Origin of the sequence: Stenotrophomonas terrae (assembly GCF_039674165.1) — a bacterium.
Taxonomy (GTDB): Bacteria; Pseudomonadota; Gammaproteobacteria; order Xanthomonadales; family Xanthomonadaceae; genus Stenotrophomonas; species Stenotrophomonas terrae_A.
Genome location: NZ_JBDJMY010000024.1, coordinates 1 through 19,082, shown reverse-complemented (window position 1 = coordinate 19,082; position 19,082 = coordinate 1). Strand labels below are relative to the sequence as shown.

Below are 19,082 nucleotides of genomic sequence, written 5' to 3'. Positions count from 1 at the left end.
TGGAACCACACCGATTACGGCTGCCTGCAGCACCGTTTCATTGACGACATCACCCGGCTTGCCGGAGCGGCACGCTGCCTGCGCACCGCCCCGGCCGCCATTGCATGCGCGTGCTTACAGCTCGGTGCGGCTGCCGATGAAGACCGGCAACGGCACATCCAGTACCGCATCGCTCAGCGGACGCCCGGCCAGGAAGCCGGCGATATTGCTGGCGATAGCAGGGTTGCCCAGCCACATCTCGTTGTCGTGGCTGGCCCCTCGCAGCAGCAGCTCCCTACCCTTGCTGAAACCCGGCAGCAGCGCCTGGGCATTGGCATGCGGGGTGCGGCCGTCGAGCGTGCCGCTGATGAACAACACCGGCACATCACTGCGCAGCGGAGCGCGGAATGCGTCGCCCAGATCGAGCAGGCCACTGCCGTCGGCGACCTCCGGGAACGGGAAGTTCAGCGCATCACCCAGCAGGCTTTGCCGCGCCTGCGCAGCGGCCAGCGCCCTGCGCTGCGGGCTCTGACCGGACGCCACATCCATCGCCGTGGGCATGGCGCGGAACCCGCCCAGGCCCTCGCGCACCATCAAGGCGATGGCACCAAGCAGATCGTAATTGCCAGCTTCGGCCTCGCGCAGTGCCAGCGGCAGCATGCGCTGGGTGGAACGCCGCCCCAGCGCGATCGCAATCGCCAGCTGTGCATCGAAGGCGCCGATGGTCACCTTCCTGCCGTCATGCATCGGGCTGCTGCCCTGCCCCGGCTGCTGCCGCAGTTTGGCCAGCACACGCTGTGCCGATCCCTGCAGGTCATCGAAGCCGTCCTTGCGGGCGATCACCGCCAGGTCGGCCAACAAGGCATCAGCGGCCAGTGGCAGTTTGATCGTGTCGTCAGGCCCTTCGCTGCCCATCAACACCACGCGTTCAAGACTGTCTGGGTGGCGGCGCACGGTGGCCAGCGCCAGATGCGTGCCATAACTCATGCCCCACAGGCTCAGCCGTGGCAGCCGCATGGCCTGGCGCAGGTATTCGATGTCGTCGGCACTTTCGGCCGTGGTGTAGGCGCCCATGTCCACCCCGGCGTTCTTCCAGAAGGCCATGCACTGGGCCAGGGTGGCCTTCAACGCGACCAGCGCTGCCTCGCGCTGCAGCGGCTGGGCATCATCGAACTTCTGCTCGTGCGGGCATTCCGGCGGCATCTGCGAAAAATCTGTGCCGCGCTGGTCGAGCAACAGCACATCGGTCTCACGCCGGATCTGGTCGAACACCGGCCAACGCGGGCCAAGCGCGGTGCCGAAACCGGAGCCACCCGGGCCGCCGGCCAGATACACCACCGGCGCGGCATGGCCATCGCCCCCCGTCGCCGGCAACCGCACCACGCGCAGGCGGATACGCGGCCCGTTCGGTTCGCTGTGCCGGCGCGGCACTTCCAGGAAAGCTTCTTCGGTGGCGATGGTGCCATTGCCTTTGGTCTGCATTGCATACGGCGTGAATACCAGCGGCGCCGGCCCATCACTGGCCAGCGCCGGCGAGGTAGAGGCCAGCGCAAGACCGAGCGCCAGCAGGCCTGCGGCCACCGGCAGCAGTTGCCGTGCGCTGCGCTTGCGCGCCACCGCGACAGGTTTCGCGGTATCCAACGACATACGAGCAAGCGCCGTATTGGCAGGCGTCGCGGTGAACTGCAGGCGGGTACGCGTAACGGAAAGAGAGATGTTGGACATGGCCGGCTCCGATGGGCGGGAAGGTGGGTGTTGCCATGGCCTTGGCATCGCCGGAACTCCGGTTGCCTTCGCCACATCAACAGCATCTGCCCGCGCACCGCACTTGCGTGGCGTGCGTCCGCCCAACAGCTCCGGCGGACCGCCCAGCGTCTCCGTCCAGCCGATACGATAGCGCCATGCCGATCCTACGAACCTTGAGTGTACTGGCCGTACTGGTCTTTGCGGTCGCCGCCTGGCTGGCCGTGCTGCTGCGCGATGCAACAACGCTGCATCTGCTGGACGGGGAAATGGCGCCGGCCAGCATCAGCGCCGCAGGCGGCCTGCCGACATCACCGCCACCCACGCTCGACTGGCAACCCATCGATCAGGGTGCACTGGCCAGTTGGCGCGGCCCCTATTGGCTGCGCTGGCATTCACCCGCAGGCACGGCAGCCGACGATGGCGGGCGTGCCTTGCGTCTTTCGTTACGCGCCGCCAGCCAGTTGTACTGGAACGGCCAGCCGCTGGCAGGCAACGGCCGCGTCGGCATGACGGCCGCGCAGGAACGTCCCGGCCAGGTCGACATCACCCGCGTGCTGCCACCGTCTGCGCCGGATACCGTCGACGAACTGCGGGTGCTGGCCTCCAGCCACCACCAGCAGTTTGGCCTGCACAGCGCCGATGCACTGGTGGCGGTGGCGCCAGCGCAGGTCCTGTACCAGCGCGGCGTGCTGCCGTGGCTGATCGCCGCCTTTGCCACCGGCGCACTTGCAGCCGCGTGCCTGTACTTCCTTGCGCTGCAGCGTGGCCGCCCGCAGATGCCGGGCGGTCATTTGCTGCTCGCCCTGTGCGCGGTCGGCATGGCATTGCCGGTGATAGAAGCCTGGCGGCCGGTGCTGGGCTATCCCTATCCATGGCATGGGCCGCGCCTGTACGCCTTGCTGGTTCTGCATGTGGCGGCGGCCGTGCTGCTGCCCGCCTACCTTGCACGACGTTTCAATGTCAGCGTGCACAGAAGCCTGCGCATCGGTTACGTACTGGTGTTGCTGGTGACCGTCATCGCGCTGCCCGGTTTTGATATCCGCTCGGCGGTGGTGCTGCTGTTGAGCCTGCTTGCCTCGGCGGCGCTGCTGTTGCGTACCCATGGCGAGCGCGAGGAACGCTGGCCAATCCTGGCCTTGCTGCTGGCCGGCGTGCTGGCTTTGCTGGTCGCGCCCGGCGCCTTCCTCGACGGCCCGTACTTCCTGCTGCTTGCCGTGCTGATGGGCTTCCTGCTGCTCTGCCACGCAGCACAGGTACGCGCCCTGGACCTGCACAACGCACGCCTGCGCGAAGAGCGTGCAAGCCTCTCACTGCAGCTGCTGCAGCGGGGTATCCAACCGCATTGGCTGATGAACACCCTCACCTGCCTGCAGGAACTGATCGAACAGGCACCACCACGCGCCAGCCGTCTGGTTGAATCATTGGCCGAGCAGTTCGACCGCCTGCGCGACAGCAGCAGCCGCCAGAGCGTGCCCCTGGTTGAAGAACTGGCGCTGTGCCGCAACCATCTGGATATCGTCGGCCAGGCACTGGACCAGACAATGACACTCGATGTCGATGCCGATGACCTGCGACTGTCGCTGCCGCCCGGCGTGCTGCACGCGCAGGTCGAGAACGCACTGACCCACGCCGGCGCGGTGGCCTGCGCACAGCATCCCTTCCGGCTGCGCGTGCAACGCGATGGCCAACGCTGGATTCTGGAGCTGCGCAGCGCCTGCGGCAGCGCCCCCCACCGTGGCCAGGGCACTGGCACGCGCTACATCGAGGCCAGCCTGGCCGCCTCCCATCCCAACCGCTGGCAGTACAGCCAAGGCGCCGATGGCGCCGACTGGTGCAGCCGCATCGAGCTGACATGCGCATCCTGATTGTCGAAGACGAACCGCTGGTGCAACAGCGCCTGCTGCGCCTGTGCGCTGAGCTTGCAGGAACCCGCGCGCGCTTCGATGCCGTCGCCGATCTGGACACTGCAGGCGATCGCCTGCAGCGCAGCGTCTACGACGGCCTGTTGCTGGACCTCAACCTCGGCGGCGAAGACGGTTTCGACCTGCTGCGCCGCGCCGTCGCCGGCCGCTACCACTGCGTGGTCGTTTCGGCCCATCGCGAACGCGCCCTGCAGGCTTTCGAGCACGGCGTGCTGGATTTCGTACCGAAACCCTTTTCGCGCGAACGCCTGGGGCAGGCATTGGAGCGCCTGCTGGATGTCGGCCGCTATAGCGCCGGCCGCGCCCGCTATCTCGGCATCTGGCGCGCACAAGGCACGGCTCTGGTGGAACTGACCGATGTGCAGTGGATCCGCGCCGATGGTGATTACAGCGAACTGCGCATGCGCGATGGCCGCAGCGAGCTGCACGACAAATCACTGGCTGGGCTGAGCGCTGTGCTGCCGCCGGACTTCGTGCGCTGCCATCGCTCCTATCTGGTCAACCTGCGCCATATCAGCACGCTGCATGCCGGCACTGGCAGCCGTTACTGGCTGGTATTGAACGGTGGCGCCGAGCTGCCTGTCGGCCGTGCACATGTTGCAGGCCTGCGGCAGGCACTTGCCCTTGAGTAAACAGCCAGTGACACGACCGAAGCAAGCGTAACGCGGCTAAGCACAGCGCACCCGGCAGCTCTACCGGGTGTCGATGAGAGATTTGTTCTGCAGGTTCGACGACTTCATCCGGTCGCTGCGCTCAACCGGGCCAGGTCATTGCCTCATGCTGTTGAGACACGACGACCGATGGCCACGAGCGAAGAGGAAACTCAAGATCTCGGCTGCCTGTCATCGCCCCTTTTCCGGCGCACTCGCCTTGGTCAGCGCCGCTTCGAAATCCGCTTTGTGCTCACCAACCAAGCTTGCGAGAAGACCGGGTTCCACAAAAGCCTCAAGGTCACCGCCCGCGCGTCGCGCCTGCCGTTGCAGAACACCGGCCGTATCGGGATGGCCACTCAGTACGATATCTGCATGCATCGCCCCCAGCTTCACGAACGTCGCGCGGAAGTCCTCGACGATGCGGGGATAGCTGCGATTGCCAATCAAGGTATTGCCAGCAACCGTGATGCTGCACAGGAACAGCAGCTCACGCGGCGTACCGCGATCATTCACGGTCATGCTCCAACTGGTGCAGCCGGCGGTGTGTCCGGGAGTGAGATGCGCGGTCAGCGCAACCTCACCCAACCGCACCTGCTGCCCGTCGCTGACGACCTCATCCACCTTGATCGGCGCAAACGGCATCACACCGTAATTGTTGTCACCTTGGTTTCTGCCGTTCTCAAGCGCCCAGCGGTCACCTGCGCTGGCAAGTACGCGCGCACCGCTGCCGTGCTTGAGTGCGGCCATCGCACCCACATGATCGGCATGCGCGTGGCTGCTGATCAGCAGTCGCACGTCGCGCAAGGGCACGCCCACGTTTTCGATGTTGCGTTCGATCTGCTCGGCGTTGGCGGCAATCGGGGCATCGAGCAGGATCGCACCATGCTTTGACACGATCAGATACGCGGCCAGCCCTTCGGTGCCAACGTAGTAGATGTTATCGACGATTCGGAACGGTTTGATCGGCGCCGTCCATTCCGCCGGCTCGCCTGCCTACGCGCTTGCTGCAGTCACTCCCGCAACCAACGTTGCAGCCACCCGCAACCCCCAACGAACTCCCTGCCTTGGTTTCATCACCGCACCTTGGTTGATATCTGCAGGAACTGTGCGCTGCAGGTGACCGTGCGACAAATGCGTAGAACTGCGCCGACGCATGAATTATTTAAGGGTCGCCTGGCCCTGGCCTGCAAGCACAACCACCCGGCACTTTGGGCACCGGCCGGCGGCGGTTCTTCAAACAGACGTACGCGGTTTCCGCAGCAGTACCAACTGCGAATCCTACCGAGCTGCCGCTGCTGGAAACTTCGGTTGCCTGCATCGTGGCACTGGCTCCGGCGCAGCGGGCCTTGGGCCGGAACCAGGCGGCAGAAACCGCCCGGCAACAGGCGCCGGCCTGGCAATGGGCCGATGCCCCGTTGAGCGCGGCACGTTACCGACTTGCCACGCTCCTCTGCGCGCTGCTCAGCTGCTCGGCGGAATCAGCGCGTCGTCCAACGCGGCGGCGCGCGCCCATGCCGGCCGCGTGCGCAACTGCGCCGCGTAGCGGTTGAATGCATCACGCTCGGGCAGGGTCTTGAACATCTGTCCCCACAGCACCTGGCTGCCGACGTAGACATCCGCCGCGCTGAAGCGCTCGCCCAGCAACCACGGTGAGGCGTTGCCGGCCACCTGCTCCAGCGTATCGACGACCTGATCGAAGCTGCCATAGCCCACCGTGCCGGCCCTGTCCGCCGGCGCCAGCAAGCCCAGTGCCTTGGCGCTGACTGCCGCCTCCACCGGGCCGGCTGCGAAGAACATCCAACGCAGATAGCTGCCCCGCAGCGGATCGTCCAACGCCGGGGCCAGGCCGGCAGCGGGGAATGCATCTGCCAGATAGGTGCATATCGCCGCCGCCTCACTGACCACCACGTCGCGATGCACGATGGTAGGCACCTTGCCCATCGGGTTGATGGCGAGGAACGCGGGCGCCTTCATGCTTTTGCCGAATTCCAGCACCTCGGTGCGATACGGCTGCCCCAGTTCTTCCAGCATCCAGCGCACGATGCGACCGCGCGACATCGGATTGGTATAGAAGACGATTTCTTCTGCCGTGCTGCCCATGCGTGTGACTCCAGAGATGAGGCCGGCAGTCTAGCAAGCGCCCTAGGTCAGGACGCTATTCGAGCGCCTCGGCTCTTCAAAGCGTCATTCCCCCGAAGACGGGAACCGCTCCTGCTCAGTCATTCCCGCCAAGGCGGGAATGACTGCAAAAGGGCAACGGCAGAAACAGTGCCAAGGCGAAACCAAGGCGAGGGCCAATACCCAGGCCCATTTCCTAAAGCCGCATCAATCAGTACGCAAACTCGGCAAACAACGGATCCACGCTGCCATTCCAGCGGCCATGGAACAGCTCCAGCTTGCGCTCGGCCGCGGTCTTGCCCGAATCCACGATCTCCTGCAGTACATCCAGGAAGCGCGTTTCATCCTGGCCATCGGCATTGAGCGCGGCACGACGACGCAGGCCATCGCGCGAAATCGCCAGGGCCTCACGCGCCAGGTCACGCACCGTGCCGTTGCGGAACGGCAGGTTCATCGCATGCTTGGGCACGCCATCGCGCAGCACGTTGCGCTCGGCCAGGCTGAAATCCTTGACCAGGTCCCAGGCGGCGTTCAACGCGGTCTCGTCGTACAGCAGGCCGACCCAGAACGCCGGCAAGGCACAGATCCGGCTCCACGGGCCGCTGTCGGCGCCGCGCATTTCCAGGTACTTCTTCAGCCGTACTTCCGGGAATGCCGTGGTGGTGTGATCCGACCAGTCACGCAGGGTCGGCATCGCGCCCGGCAAGGCCGGCAGCTTGCCCTGCATGAAGTCGCGGAAACTCTGCCCGCTGGCATCGTGATAGATGCCGTCGCGGTAGGAGAAGTACATCGGTACATCCAACAGATAGTCGACGTAGCGCTCGTAGCCGAAGCCATCCTCGAACACGAAATCAAGCATGCCGGTGCGGTCCGGATCGGTATCGGTCCAGATGTGCGAGCGGTAGCTCAGGTAGGCATTGGGCTTGCCTTCGGTGAACGGCGAATCGGCGAACAACGCGGTGGCAATGGGCTGCAGTGCCAACGACACGCGGAACTTCTTCACCATGTCCGCTTCGCTGGCGTAATCCAGGTTGACCTGCACCGTGCAGGTGCGGGTCATCATGTCCAGGCCGAGCGAACCGACCTTGGGCATGTAGTTCTTCATGATCTGGTAGCGGCCCTTGGGCATCCACGGCATGTCGGCACGCGCCCACTTGGGCTGGAAACCCATGCCGAGGAAACCCAGCTGCAGCTCGCTGGCCACCTGCGCCACTTCATTGAGGTGGCTGCCGGTTTCCATGCAGGTGTCATGCAGGGTCAGCAAGGCACCGCCAGAAAGTTCCAGCTGCCCGGCAGGCTCCAGCGTCACCGAGGCGCCATCACGCAGCAGGGCAATGGTGTTGCCATCCTCCTGCACCGGCTCCCAGCCGAAGCGGGTCAGGCCATTGAGCAGCGCATTGATGCCGCGCTCACCATCAAATGTGGGCGGGCGCAGGTCATCCAGACGGAAGCCGAACTTCTCGTGCTCCGTACCGATCCGCCATTGCGACTTGGGTTTTTCGCCCGAGGCAATGCTCTCGACCAGCTGGTCGCGGTGGGAGATGGGGGTATCAGCGACGTGGCTCGGGCTCGACAAGGGCAGACTCGCAGAATTCTGGTCAGGGCGGGAAGGTGGGGGCCAGCCCCCGCCATCGCAAGGGCGCACTATATCGCGGCCTAGATTGCCATCGTGTCACGGCAACAGTTTTCAGCATCCTATAAAAGCAGACTTGACCGCCTGCGGGACTGCGCCTGCGAGTCATTCCGCGATTGGCCGGGCGCCGGCCCTACACTGTGCACATGAGCCGCAGCCATCATCGTGAAACCCATCGTTCCGAGCGTATCGGCTGGCTGCGTGCCGCCGTGCTGGGGGCCAATGACGGCATCGTCTCGGTCGCCGGCCTGGTGGTTGGCGTCGCCGCAGGCGGTGCCAGCCCCTCGGCCATCCTGGCCACCGGCGTCGCCGGCACCGTCGCCGGTGCCATGTCGATGGCGGCCGGGGAATATGTCTCGGTGATGTCCCAGGCCGATGCCGAACGCGCCGAACTGGTGCGGGAGCAGCGCGAACTGCACGAAGACCCGCACAGCGAGCTTGAAGAACTGGCCGCCATCTATCGCCGGCGCGGGCTCAGCCCGGATCTGGCCTGGCAGGTTGCCGAGCAGCTCACCGACCACGATGCCCTCGCCGCCCATGCACGCGATGAGCTCGGCATCACCGAACAACTGCGCGCCCGCCCCCTGCAAGCCGCAGCGGCGTCAGCCAGCGCCTTCATCGTTGGCGCCGCGCTGCCGGTACTGACTGCGTTGCTGGCAGCGCCCGCATGGGTGGCGGAAACCACCACCGCCGCCACCATTGTCGGGCTGTGCATCACCGGCGCACTGGCGGCCCGCGCCGGTGGCGCGCAGCCCCTGCGTGGCGCGCTGCGGGTGGTGTTCTGGGGCGCGCTGGCGATGGCCGCGGCCTCGGCCATCGGTCACCTGTTCCAGATCACCGTGTAAGTGATGAACGCCGAAACGGACGCCACACTCAGCGTATTGGCCCAGCTGTCCTCGCTGGTGGAGTGCCAACGTGCCGAAGGCTATGCCTGCATCACCGCGCGCGCCGAGCATGGCGCCAGTTCGGTGGAAATCCCACAGCCGCAGTTCGCCATCCTGCTGCAGGGGCGCAAGCAGGTACGTACCGCACAGCAGGCCCTGGAATTCGCGCCCGGCGATCTGTTCCTGATCAGCCGCCGCTGCCGCATCGACGTGGTCAACATCCCGGACCCGCACAGCGGCCTGTATCTGACCGCCCTCGTGCCCTTGTGCCCGGAAGTACTGGGCGCAGCCCGTGCCCTGTGGAGCGAGCCCTTGCCCGAGGCCGGCCCTGCGCTGGCGCGGTTGCGGCTGGTCGAGCACGCGGCCGCGCTGCTGCAATGGCGGCAGGCACTGCAGCAGGGTCACTACGTTGAAGCACGGCTGGCGCTGGCGACGCTGGTGGTGGCGTTCTGCCGGCGCGGCCACGGCAGCCTGCTGGTCGCACCCGAACCCGGGTTGGGCGATCGCATCCGTGACCTGGTGGCCGCGCAACCGGAGCGCGATTGGCAATCACGTGATTTCGAATCACACCTGGGCCTCAGCGGTGCCACCCTGCGGCGGCGCCTGGCCGGCGAACAGCTCAGCGTGCGCGGGCTGGTCGCCGATACCCGCCTCGCCCACGCCATGCAGCTGCTCTACACCACCCGGCTGCCCTTGAAGACCGTGGCAGCGCGCGCCGGCTACCGCTCGCTGAGCAGTTTCAACAAACGTTTCAGCGCGCGCTATGGGCTGGAGCCTGCGGCCATCGGCAATAGCTGACCGCAGGGCGAGCAGTTCGCGCGCCATTATGAGCGGATCGCGGCGGGCAACCGGCGCAGCATGAAGGTCCCGCGGCAGAGCCGCCCCTGCAGGAACCCCCATGCCCATCCGCCCCCCACACACGATTGCCACCGCCCTGCTGATGCTAGCCCTCAGTTGCGGTGCCCAGGCGCGCAGCCCGCACGATGCACAGCAGCAGGTCGCCGGCGTGTATCACCAGCAGATCGGCGAACTGCAGGTCACCGCACTGTTCGACGGCGCGGTGGCGCTGGGCCGGCAGGAACTGGTGGGTATTGATCCAACCACGGTCACCCGCCTGCTGGATCACCGCTATGTGCCGGAAGACGCACAGGGCCTGCAGACCGCGGTCAACGCCTATCTGGTACAGCGCGGCGATCACCTGAGCCTTATCGATACCGGCACCGCCCAATGCTTCGGCCCGGGTCTGGGCCAGGTGCTGGGCAATCTGCGCGCTGCCGGCCATGACCCGGCCGAGGTTGATGACGTGTTGCTGACCCACGCCCACCCCGACCATATGTGCGGGCTGCTGGATGCGCAGGGCAAGACCGCGTTCCCGAATGCCACGGTGTGGCTGTCGCAGGCCGACGCCAGCTACTGGCTGGACCCGGCCAGCGAAGCCACCGCCCCGCAGCAGTTGCGCATGGCCTTCGGCATGGCACGCAATGCGGTGGCCCCGTATGTCGCCGCCGGCAAACTGCACAGGTTCACCCCCGGCGAGCGCCTGCCGGTGGGCATCACCGCAGTGGACAGCCACGGCCACACCCCCGGCCATGTCTCCTACCTGCTGGACGGCGGCAACGACCAGAAGCTGCTGGTGTGGGGCGACATCGTACATTTCCACGCCGTCCAGTTCGCCCGTCCTGACGCCGCCTTCGAGGCCGACAGCGACCGCACCGCCGCCATTGCCAGCCGTCGCCGCTTGATGGCGGAAGCGTCCGATCAGGGCTGGTGGGTAGCCGGCGCGCACCTGCCATTCCCGGGCCTGGGGCATGTACGTCGCGAAGGCGAGGCGTTTGCGTGGGTGCCGGGCGAATTTTCGCCGTTGAAGCGGTAAGCAGGGCGGCTTTGGGCTGTTGGCTTGGCTGTTGGCTTGGCTGTTGCTGTTGCTGTTGCAGTTGCAGTCCCCTCTCCCGTTTACGGGAGAGGGGTAGGGGTGAGGGGAGCTCTGGCTTTTGCTCTGGCTCTGGCTTTTGCTTTTGCTTCAGCTCTCACAACAACCGGGCCGAAAAACAAAACGCCGCCCTGATATGGCGGCGTTTTCTATGCGCTCAGGCCTGATGGTTGGCCAGCTTCGCGGCTTACGCCGCTCCTACAATCCTGGCATTGGCAGCTTCGCGGCTTACGCCGCTCCTACAATCCTGGCATTGCCAGCTTCGCGGCTTATGCCGCTCCCACAAGCCATGCATTGTCGGCCTTGCGGCTTACGGCGCTCCCGCAGCCCCGGCTTTCCCTGCATCGTCTGCTGCCGGCGGGTTCAGGCCCAGCCAGCCGCCGATGATGCCGCGGGCTTCGTCCACGCCCTGGCGCGATTCGCCGGAGAAGGTCTGCACGCTGACCGTTTCACCGAAAATCGAGTGCAGGTCGCTGCGTACTTTCTTCAGGGTCTGCATCTGCTGGCCACGGCCCAGCTTGTCGGCCTTGGTCAGCAAGGCATGCGCCGGCAGGCCGCGCTGTACCGCATAACCCAGCATCTGGCGGTCGTAATCGCGCAGCGGATGACGGATGTCCATCACCACCACCAAGCCCTTGAGGGCATTGCGGGTGCGGAAATACTGGTCGATGAAGGCCTGCCAATGGGCCTGCAGGTCCAGCGGCACCTTGGCGTAGCCGTAGCCGGGCAGATCGACCAGGTGCGCCTCGGGCGTCACCTCGAAGAACACCAGCTGCTGGGTACGGCCGGGCGTCTTGGAGACACGGGCCAGGGCGTTCTGGCGGGTCAGCGCATTGAGCGCGCTGGACTTGCCGGCGTTGGAGCGACCGGCAAATGCCACTTCGGCCCCCAGATCCGGCGGCAACTGCCGGGAATTGTGGGCGGAAAGGTGGTAACGGGCGCGTTCTATGAGCAATGACATGTGCATAGGATCGCATGTTGCGGCGCCGCGCGTCGGCTTCCGTACCCTTCCGGGCGGCCCTGCCGGCCGATTTTGCTGCACTGCTGCGTTGACCGTGCCGCGAAACGCCGTTGATAATCCGGTCGATGCCGGCGGAAAGCCCCGCCCGGCCCGGTCCACACGGAGCTTCAGCATGCGCCATGCTCGTGTTCTTGCCGTTGCTGCATTGGTAGTCCCTGTAATCGCCGCCGTCGCCTTTGCCCAGAGCTCGGTCACTCCCGCGCCGGACAATGCGCCTGTCCAGACCGCTTCGCTGGAGATCGACTTCAGCAAGACCAAGCCCGGTGATGCCAAGGCCGGCGAGGCCAAGGCGTCCACTTGTGCGGCCTGCCACGGTGCCGACGGCAACTCGGCGGTGGAGATCTACCCGCGCCTGGCCGGCCAGAGCGAGCGCTATATCGCCAAGGAGCTGGCGCTGATCGCCAGCGGCCAGCGCAATGAAGGCGCGGTGGCGGCAATGCTGCCCTTCGTGCAGGGCATGACCCCGCAGGACATGCGCGATGTCGGTGCCTTCTTCGCCACCCAGAAGTCCGGGGCCGGTGTGGCCGATGACGCCGTCGTCAGCGAGGGCCCGTACCAGGGCATGAAATTCTTCGAAGTGGGCCAGAAGCTCTACCGTGGCGGCGACAGCAGCCGCAACATCCCGGCCTGCATTGCCTGCCACGGCCCGACCGGCGCCGGCAACCCGGGCCCGGCCTATCCGCATATCGGCGGCCAGCATGCCGGCTATGTGGCCCAGCGCCTGCAGCGTTACCAGGCCGGTCAGACCGGTGAGACCGATGCCGCCCAGTTCAAGATCATGGCCCAGATCAGCCACGCGCTGACCGAACAGGAGATCCAGGCGCTGGCCAGTTACATCCAAGGTCTGCATGATCGAGCCAACGACGCAACGGTAGCCACCGCCGCCGCGCAACCCTGACACCCGCCGGTCGCTCCGGCGACCCGGCAACTGCCCACGCAGACACGCCGGCCGCAAGGTCGGCGTCTGTTTTTCCAACGGAGAATCACCACGATGAAGTTGTTCCCCCGACTGTTGCTGATGCTGCTGGCAACAGCCCCGCTGCTGGCCTGGGCCGCTCCCGCTGCCGCGCCCGTGGAAGGCCAGGATTACGAGCTCATCGCCGAGCCCGGCCCGTTTGCGCCGCTGGCCGGCAAGATCGAAGTCGTAGAGGTCTTTGGCTACACCTGCCCGCATTGCGCCCATTTCGAACCGCAGCTGGCAGCCTGGGCCGCCAAGCTGCCGGCAGACGTGCGCTTCACCCCGGTGCCGGCGGCCTTTGGTGGTTACTGGGATTCCTACGCCCGTGCCTTCTATGCGGCCGAACAGGTAGGCGTGCTCAAGCGCAGCCATGCCGACGTGTTCAAGGCCCTGCACGAACAGCGCAGCCTGCCGGCACAGAACGTCTCACCGGACGAGCTGGCCACCTTCTATTCCCAGTACGGCGTGCAGCCGCAGCGCTACATCGAAGCGCTGCGCAGCCAGCAGGTGGATGACAAGGTCAAGAACGCCCGCGCTTTCGCCATGCGGGTCAAGGTCACCGGCACGCCGATGCTGATCATCAATGGCAAATACCTGGTCAAGGGCAAAACCTTTGACGACAACCTGCGCATCGCCGACGCCCTGCTGGCACGCGAACGCAGCGGCGGCAACCGCCGCTGAGTCACCGGCTGAATCCGGGTTACCGGTTCAGCCGACAACGCCCATAATGCGTCCCTGCGCGCGCCGGCCGTGGCATCGCTGCCCGGCACCCCAACAAAACCCTGCTGGAGATCCCTCCCGATGAATATCCGCTTCGCCCTGGCCCTGACCGCCCTGTTGCCGCTGATGGTTGCCTGCAAAGCCCAGGATGGCACCGCTGATACCGCCGCTCCGGCAGCCCCGGCCGCTACCGAAGCCGCTCCGGCCGCAACCCCGGCACCGGCTGCCGAGGCAGCAACCGGCGCACCGGCCGCCGCCGCTACCGATGCCCCCGTCGCCCCGCCGATTCCGGCCCAGGCCCGTCTGGTCGGCCCGGACCCGGTTGCTGGCACCGACTTCGTTGTGATCGAAGGCGGCCAGGCATTCCAGCCGGCCACCGGCAAAGTGGAAGTGGCCGAGATCTTCGGCTACGTCTGCCCGGCCTGCGCGCGCTTCCAGCCGCTGATCAGCTCGTGGAAGGCCGGCCTGCCCTCGGACGTGAGCTTCGTCTACGTGCCGGCGGCCTTTGGCGGCACCTGGGACAACTACGCACGTGCCTACTACGCCGCTGAAACCTTGGGCGTGCAGGAAAAGACCCACGACGCGCTGTACTCGGCCATCCACATCGAGCAGACCCTGAAGGGTGAGCGCGGTAACGATTCGGTGCAGGACATCGCCAACTTCTACGGCAAGTACGGCGTCGATCCCAAGACCTTCGCCGACACCATGGGCAGCTTCGGCGTCGCCGCCAAGGTCAACCGTGGCAAGCAGTTCGCCCAGCGCAGCAAGATCACCGGCACCCCGTCGCTGGTGGTCAACGGCAAGTACCTGGTCAAGGGCAAGGGTTATGAAGACATGCTCCGCATTGCCGACCACCTGATCGCGCGCGAACGCGCCGCCAACGCCAAGTGAGGTATCAAGGGCCTCGGCAACGAGGCCCTTGAGTTCGACCCACCGTGAAATCCCCTACCCAGACATTGCGTTTGCTGACCGCCAACATCCAGGCCGGCTCCAGCACCCGCCGCTACAGCGACTACGTAACCCGTAGCTGGTCGCATGCCCTGCCTGCCGGGCAGAAGCGCTCCAGCCTGGACGCGATCGCCAAGCTCGCCAGCGGCCGCGACATCGTCGGCCTGCAGGAGGCCGACCCCGGCAGCCTGCGCTCGGGCTTCACCAACCAGACCCATTACCTGGCCGAACGTGCCGGCTTCAACTATTGGGCCCACCAGCCCAACCGCCGCATGGGCGGGGTGGCCTCCAGCGCCAATGGCCTGCTGAGCCGGCTGGAGCCGGTGGAAGTACAGGACCACGCCCTGCCCGGCCGCATCGGTGGCCGTGGCCTGCTGGTGGCCCGTTACGGTGATGGCGACGAAGGCCTGACCGTGGCGGTGGCGCATCTATCGCTGGGCACCGGCTCGCGGCTGTCGCAGCTGGATTTCATTTCCGACGTACTGGCCGACTACCCCAACGCCGTGCTGATGGGCGACTTCAACTGCAAGGCCGACCGCCCGGAAATGCGCGTGCTGTACCACAAGACCCGCTTGCAGCCGCCCAGCTGCCTGGTGCCGACCTTCCCCAGCTGGGGCCCGGACCGCGCCATCGACCACATCCTGATTTCCGACACCATGAAGATGCTGGATACGCGCGCCGTTCCCGCCGCGCATTCGGACCACCTGGCAGTGGAAATGGAAGTCGAAGTACCGGCCAACAGCCTGCGCTGAGCGCTTGCTCAGCCGGCGGCAATTGCCTGCGCCGGCCGCCGCCGCGCGGTCAAGGTACTGCCCGCCGATGCCAACACCGTGCAACCGATCGCCAGCCATTGCAGGCCGGTCAGGTGTTCGTGCAGCAACAGCAGCGCCCACAGCGCAGCCACCGCAGGTTCCATGCTGATCAGGATGCCGAAGGTTTCCTTGGGCAGGCGCTTGAGCGCCATCATTTCCAGCGACATCGGAATGGCGCTGGACACCACCGCAACAACGAACCCGGCCAGCAGGATCTTCGGCTCCAGCAGCGCCATGCCCGCATGCGCCACACCCACCGGCACCACCACCAGCGACGCCGCCAGCAAACCCAATGACACGCTGTGGCCGGCATGCAGGTGCCCTGCCCGCTTGCCGAAGATGATGTACAGCGCCCAGCAGAATGCCGCGCCAAGGGCATACAGCACGCCAACCGGGTCCAGCGCCTGGCCGCCATCCAGTGGCAGTAACAGCACCAGCCCGACCAGCGCGCAGCCCACCCAGACGAAATCGATCGGCCGCCGCGAGGAGAACATCGCCACCGCCAGCGGACCGGTGAACTCGATGGCAACGGCAATCCCGAACGGAATCGTCCGCAGCGCCATGTAGAACAGCAGGTTCATCAGCCCCAGCGTCAAGCCGTAACGCAGGATTGCCGCACCATCGGCACGGCTGGTATGCCAGCGCCATGGCCGCCACAGCAGCAACAGGAACAGCGCCGAGAAACCCACGCGCAACGCGCTGGTGCCCTGCGCACCAATGACGGGAAACAGGTTTTTGGCGTAGGAGGTACCGATCGACAACGACGTCACCGAGCCGAGCACCGCCAGCACCGGCAACAGCGATGCGAATCGGGAATTTTGCATGCCGCTAGTGTATTCGGCCGACCGCGCGAACGCTTGTGCCGAAACAGTTTCCGCATCCGATCCGACGCCGCGAAAGGCCATCACGACGCTGCAGCATCAGCCACCGAATCCGGTGGCCGATGCCGTCGCAGCCAGTGCCTTACTGGATGAAAGCGATGCGTTCCATCTTCGCGTTGTTGGCGGCCGCCAGCACCTTGGCCATCACCTGGTACTGCGCGTCGGGTGAGGCATCAATGCGCAGCTCCGGCAGGTTACCCACATGCAGATCGGCCTGTGCCTGCAGCCGCGCCTGCAGGTCACCTATCGCCAGCACTTCGCCATTCCAGTAAAGCTGGTCGGCCGCATCCACGCGCAACTCGATCGGCGGTGGCGGCTCGATTCTGGGCAGGACCTTTTCGCTGCGCTGTGGCAGATCCACCGGGATCGGCACCGATACCATCGGTGCGGTCACGATGAAGATGATCAACAACACCAGCATCACATCAACCAACGGGGTGACGTTGATATCGGCCAGTGGACGTCCGCTATTGCCTGCTGCACTGAATGCCATTCCAGTTCCCCAGGGCGAGGCCGGCTGCCTCAAGGCCGAAGCTACGCCAGCCCCGCTCGCTTTCCAGCTACCGCATGAAGGCTCGTTCAGCTTTGGTTGATACGCACGCAGCGGACGGGCCCGTTCATGTGCGGGTTGGGCTGGCGCTCGGCCGTTGACGCCGTGGCCGTTATCCTTCGGCCATGAACAGATTTCTCCTGCTGCCCCTGGCCGCCGTTGCCGCGCTGCTCAGCGCCGGTGCCCATGCCCAGAACCTGGATGCCCAGCGCACCGCAATGCGCACCGCCATCGACAATGCCGAGCGCGGGCAATTCGATGCCAGCGCTGCCAGCGCACTGCGCAACCATCCGTTGTACGGCTGGCTGGAGTTCAGTGCCCTGCGCCGCAACATCGACACCCTGCCCTCCGCGCAGGCACAGGATTTCCTCAAGCGCTATCAGGGCCAGGCCGTGGCCGAGAGCTTCCGCTCGGCGTGGTTGCCGGCGTTGGCCCGCCGCCAGGACTGGCCGACTTTCCAAGCCAACTGGAAGGCCAGCAACGATCCGGGCCTGCGCTGCGCCGAACTCAATGCCCGCCAGGCTACCGGCAGGGCCGACGCGCAATGGACCAGCGATGCACAAGCCTTGTGGCGCAGCGCCGGCAAGTCGCTGCCCGATGGTTGTGACCCCGTGTTTGCGGTACTCGCCAGCCGTGGCGGATTGACCCCAGCACTGCGCTGGGAACGCATTGATGCCGCTGCCGATGCGCAGCAACCGGCGGTAATGCGAGCCGCCGCACGCGGTTTGCCGGCCGGCGAACTGGCGCAGGCCAACGACTACGCCGCCTTTGTCGACAAACCCGACGCCCGCGCCTTGAACTGGCCGAAAAATGACCGCAGCCGCCGCATCGCCGTCGATGGCCTGCAGAAACTGGCCAAGGCCGACCCGGGTGCCGCCGAGCTGCAGTTGCCGCAATACGCGCAAAGTCTCGGCCTGAACGCAGACCAGCAAGGCCAGGTGCTGTACGAAATCGCGCTGTGGACCGTTGCCTCCTACCTGCCCGATTCCGCACGCCGCCTGGCGGCCGTGCCCGAGTCGGCCTACGACGGCCGTCTGCACGAATGGCGCACCCGCGAGGCGATGGCACGTGGCGACTGGCCGGCAGCGTTGACCGCCATCCGCAAAATGCCTGCAAGCCAGCGCAACGATTCACGCTGGCGCTGGTTCGAAGGCCGTCTGCTGGAAAAGACCGGCAAGCCCGCCGAAGCCACCGCGCTGTATCGCGCCGCCGCCAGCGAACCTACCTTCCACGGCTTTCTGGCTGCGGACAAGCTCAAGCAGCCCTACACCTTGTGCCCGTGGAATCCGGGCGACAGCGCAAGCGCAAAAAGCGCCGTGGCACGTGAGCCGGCACTGGTGCGAGCCATCGAGCTGTTCAAGATCGAGCGCCCAAGCTGGGCCGCACGCGAATGGGCCGACGCATTGACCCGTTTCGACGACAGCCAGCGCCGGCTGGCAGTGGAAGTGGCCAGCAACAACGGTTGGTTTGATCGCGCCGTATTCGCATTGAAGGGCCCGCAGGAAATGCGCCTGTACAACCTGCGCTTCCCGCTGCACCACGACGACAGCATCCGCCGCGAAGCCGCACGCAACGCATTGGACCCGGCCTGGATCGCCGCCGAGATCCGCGCCGAGAGTATTTTCAATCCGAACGCGCGTTCACCGGCCAACGCCATGGGCCTGATGCAGGTATTGCCAGCCACCGGCGCCAGCGTTGCCAAGAGTATCGGTTTGAGTGGCTACGGCGGCGCGGCCAGCCTGTACGACTCGGACACCAACATCGCCATCGGCACTGCGTATCTGCGCCAATTGATGGACAAGTACAACGGCCTGCCCTACGTCACCATCGCCGCCTACAACGCCGGCCCCACGCCGACCGCACGTTGGCAGAGCCAGCGCCCGAACTACGACCCGGATTTCTGGATCGAGACCATCAGCTACAAGGAAACCCGCGAATACGTAGCACGGGTGCTGGCCTTCAGCGTGATCTACGACTGGCGCCTCAACGGCAACGCCCTGACCCTGAGCGACCGCATGGTCGGCAAAACCGAAGGCGCCCGCAAAGCCTTCAACTGCCAGCAAACCCCCTGAAACGCAGCACCGTAGTGCCGAGCCATGCTCGGCAGAGGCCTTACCAATGTAGTGCCGAGCCATGCTCGGCAGATGCCCCCTCCCTTTGGCCGAAGGCCAAGGGGAGGGCTGGGGAGGGGTGAGCTTTTGAGGCCTTCCAACATTGTCAGCTTCGCGGCTTGCACCGCTCCCACACGCAGCTGATGTAGTGCCGCGCCCAGCACCGCCGCGGCGCGAAAGGGCAAAACGCCGCCGCCCCCTGCGGAGCCAGAAAAG

Annotated in this window: 16 protein-coding genes and 1 pseudogene; 10 read left to right on the top strand and 7 right to left on the bottom strand. The window is 65.9% G+C overall.

Annotated features, from left to right (window positions below; genetic code table 11):
- Positions 1 to 114: 114 nt before the first annotated feature.
- Positions 115 to 1,704 carry an alpha/beta hydrolase gene (locus tag ABE493_RS11865; protein ID WP_346499119.1) on the bottom strand — a complete coding sequence of 530 codons (1,590 nt, stop codon included), beginning with the start codon at positions 1,702 to 1,704 and terminating at the stop codon, positions 115 to 117.
- Positions 1,705 to 1,880: 176 nt separating this feature from the next.
- Between ABE493_RS11865 and ABE493_RS11860 the strand changes: the two genes are divergently transcribed.
- Together ABE493_RS11860 and ABE493_RS11855 are read left to right on the top strand one after the other, a co-directional pair.
- A complete protein-coding gene (locus ABE493_RS11860; protein WP_346499118.1) occupies positions 1,881 to 3,590 on the top strand; it encodes a histidine kinase in 1,710 nt (569 codons plus the stop codon).
- Positions 3,578 to 4,279: a LytR/AlgR family response regulator transcription factor gene (locus ABE493_RS11855; RefSeq protein WP_346499117.1), complete on the top strand. Its 702-nt coding sequence runs from the start codon at positions 3,578 to 3,580 to the stop codon at positions 4,277 to 4,279. The genes ABE493_RS11860 and ABE493_RS11855 overlap by 13 nt, the downstream gene beginning before the upstream one ends.
- A 210-nt stretch (positions 4,280 to 4,489) precedes the next feature.
- Here the strand turns inward: ABE493_RS11855 and bla are convergent.
- The 3 genes and pseudogenes from bla to ABE493_RS11840 all read right to left on the bottom strand — a co-directional run.
- A pseudogene (gene bla, locus ABE493_RS11850) lies at positions 4,490 to 5,266 on the bottom strand (subclass B3 metallo-beta-lactamase); the annotation flags it as partial.
- A 495-nt stretch (positions 5,267 to 5,761) separates the two neighbouring features.
- The gene (locus ABE493_RS11845; protein ID WP_346499116.1) at positions 5,762 to 6,400 is read right to left on the bottom strand and encodes a glutathione S-transferase family protein; all 639 of its coding nucleotides are present in this window, start codon (positions 6,398 to 6,400) and stop codon (positions 5,762 to 5,764) included.
- Between the two features lie 229 nt (positions 6,401 to 6,629).
- On the bottom strand, positions 6,630 to 7,994 hold the full coding sequence (locus tag ABE493_RS11840; protein ID WP_346499115.1) for a glutamate--cysteine ligase: 1,365 nt from the start codon (positions 7,992 to 7,994) through the stop codon (positions 6,630 to 6,632).
- Between the two features lie 203 nt (positions 7,995 to 8,197).
- On the opposite strand from ABE493_RS11840, the gene ABE493_RS11835 reads away from it, so the two are divergent.
- The 3 genes from ABE493_RS11835 to ABE493_RS11825 all read left to right on the top strand — a co-directional run bounded on the left by ABE493_RS11835 (position 8,198) and on the right by ABE493_RS11825 (position 10,808).
- Entirely contained in the window at positions 8,198 to 8,896 is a 699-nt protein-coding gene (locus tag ABE493_RS11835) for a VIT1/CCC1 transporter family protein (RefSeq protein WP_346499114.1), read from the top strand.
- Positions 8,897 to 8,899: 3 nt separating this feature from the next.
- Positions 8,900 to 9,733, top strand: a complete 834-nt coding sequence (locus tag ABE493_RS11830; RefSeq protein ID WP_346499113.1) for a helix-turn-helix transcriptional regulator — start codon at positions 8,900 to 8,902, stop codon at positions 9,731 to 9,733.
- A 100-nt stretch (positions 9,734 to 9,833) separates the two neighbouring features.
- On the top strand, positions 9,834 to 10,808 hold the full coding sequence (locus tag ABE493_RS11825) for an MBL fold metallo-hydrolase (RefSeq protein WP_346499112.1): 975 nt from the start codon (positions 9,834 to 9,836) through the stop codon (positions 10,806 to 10,808).
- A 367-nt stretch (positions 10,809 to 11,175) separates the two neighbouring features.
- Here ABE493_RS11825 and yihA read toward each other — a convergent pair whose 3' ends face one another.
- Complete coding sequence (gene yihA, locus ABE493_RS11820) at positions 11,176 to 11,826, bottom strand: ribosome biogenesis GTP-binding protein YihA/YsxC (RefSeq protein WP_346499111.1); 651 nt, start codon at positions 11,824 to 11,826, stop codon at positions 11,176 to 11,178.
- 172 nt (positions 11,827 to 11,998) lie between these two features.
- Between yihA and ABE493_RS11815 the strand changes: the two genes are divergently transcribed.
- The 4 genes from ABE493_RS11815 to ABE493_RS11800 all read left to right on the top strand — a co-directional run bounded on the left by ABE493_RS11815 (position 11,999) and on the right by ABE493_RS11800 (position 15,264).
- Positions 11,999 to 12,784 (top strand): c-type cytochrome, encoded by a 786-nt coding sequence (locus ABE493_RS11815; RefSeq protein WP_346499110.1) that lies wholly within the window; start codon positions 11,999 to 12,001, stop codon positions 12,782 to 12,784.
- Between the two features lie 93 nt (positions 12,785 to 12,877).
- The gene (locus ABE493_RS11810) at positions 12,878 to 13,525 is read left to right on the top strand and encodes a thiol:disulfide interchange protein DsbA/DsbL (RefSeq protein WP_346499109.1); all 648 of its coding nucleotides are present in this window, start codon (positions 12,878 to 12,880) and stop codon (positions 13,523 to 13,525) included.
- Between the two features lie 120 nt (positions 13,526 to 13,645).
- A complete protein-coding gene (locus tag ABE493_RS11805) occupies positions 13,646 to 14,455 on the top strand; it encodes a thiol:disulfide interchange protein DsbA/DsbL (protein WP_346499108.1) in 810 nt (269 codons plus the stop codon).
- A 71-nt stretch (positions 14,456 to 14,526) separates the two neighbouring features.
- Positions 14,527 to 15,264, top strand: a complete 738-nt coding sequence (locus ABE493_RS11800; protein ID WP_172837775.1) for an endonuclease/exonuclease/phosphatase family protein — start codon at positions 14,527 to 14,529, stop codon at positions 15,262 to 15,264.
- 8 nt (positions 15,265 to 15,272) lie between these two features.
- On the opposite strand, the gene ABE493_RS11795 is transcribed toward ABE493_RS11800, so the two are convergent.
- Both ABE493_RS11795 and ABE493_RS11790 read right to left on the bottom strand, forming a co-directional pair.
- A complete protein-coding gene (locus tag ABE493_RS11795; protein WP_346499107.1) occupies positions 15,273 to 16,148 on the bottom strand; it encodes an EamA family transporter in 876 nt (291 codons plus the stop codon).
- A 139-nt stretch (positions 16,149 to 16,287) separates the two neighbouring features.
- Entirely contained in the window at positions 16,288 to 16,698 is a 411-nt protein-coding gene (locus ABE493_RS11790) for an ExbD/TolR family protein (protein WP_346499106.1), read from the bottom strand.
- 182 nt (positions 16,699 to 16,880) lie between these two features.
- On the opposite strand from ABE493_RS11790, the gene ABE493_RS11785 reads away from it, so the two are divergent.
- The gene (locus ABE493_RS11785) at positions 16,881 to 18,827 is read left to right on the top strand and encodes a transglycosylase SLT domain-containing protein (protein WP_346499105.1); all 1,947 of its coding nucleotides are present in this window, start codon (positions 16,881 to 16,883) and stop codon (positions 18,825 to 18,827) included.
- Positions 18,828 to 19,082: the final 255 nt, after the last annotated feature.

Excerpts from the sequence above, each read along its gene's own strand:
- ABE493_RS11865 (WP_346499119.1), bottom strand. The coding sequence starts at position 1,704 with ATGTCCAACATCTCTCTTTCCGTTACGCGTACCCGCCTGCAGTTCACC.
- ABE493_RS11860 (WP_346499118.1), top strand. The coding sequence starts at position 1,881 with ATGCCGATCCTACGAACCTTGAGTGTACTGGCCGTACTGGTCTTTGCG.
- ABE493_RS11855 (WP_346499117.1), top strand. The coding sequence starts at position 3,578 with ATGCGCATCCTGATTGTCGAAGACGAACCGCTGGTGCAACAGCGCCTG.
- ABE493_RS11845 (WP_346499116.1), bottom strand. The coding sequence starts at position 6,400 with ATGGGCAGCACGGCAGAAGAAATCGTCTTCTATACCAATCCGATGTCG.
- ABE493_RS11835 (WP_346499114.1), top strand. The coding sequence starts at position 8,198 with ATGAGCCGCAGCCATCATCGTGAAACCCATCGTTCCGAGCGTATCGGC.
- ABE493_RS11830 (WP_346499113.1), top strand. The coding sequence starts at position 8,900 with ATGAACGCCGAAACGGACGCCACACTCAGCGTATTGGCCCAGCTGTCC.
- ABE493_RS11825 (WP_346499112.1), top strand. The coding sequence starts at position 9,834 with ATGCCCATCCGCCCCCCACACACGATTGCCACCGCCCTGCTGATGCTA.
- yihA (WP_346499111.1), bottom strand. The coding sequence starts at position 11,826 with ATGTCATTGCTCATAGAACGCGCCCGTTACCACCTTTCCGCCCACAAT.
- ABE493_RS11815 (WP_346499110.1), top strand. The coding sequence starts at position 11,999 with ATGCGCCATGCTCGTGTTCTTGCCGTTGCTGCATTGGTAGTCCCTGTA.
- ABE493_RS11810 (WP_346499109.1), top strand. The coding sequence starts at position 12,878 with ATGAAGTTGTTCCCCCGACTGTTGCTGATGCTGCTGGCAACAGCCCCG.
- ABE493_RS11805 (WP_346499108.1), top strand. The coding sequence starts at position 13,646 with ATGAATATCCGCTTCGCCCTGGCCCTGACCGCCCTGTTGCCGCTGATG.
- ABE493_RS11795 (WP_346499107.1), bottom strand. The coding sequence starts at position 16,148 with ATGCAAAATTCCCGATTCGCATCGCTGTTGCCGGTGCTGGCGGTGCTC.
- ABE493_RS11790 (WP_346499106.1), bottom strand. The coding sequence starts at position 16,698 with ATGGCATTCAGTGCAGCAGGCAATAGCGGACGTCCACTGGCCGATATC.
- ABE493_RS11785 (WP_346499105.1), top strand. The coding sequence starts at position 16,881 with ATGAACAGATTTCTCCTGCTGCCCCTGGCCGCCGTTGCCGCGCTGCTC.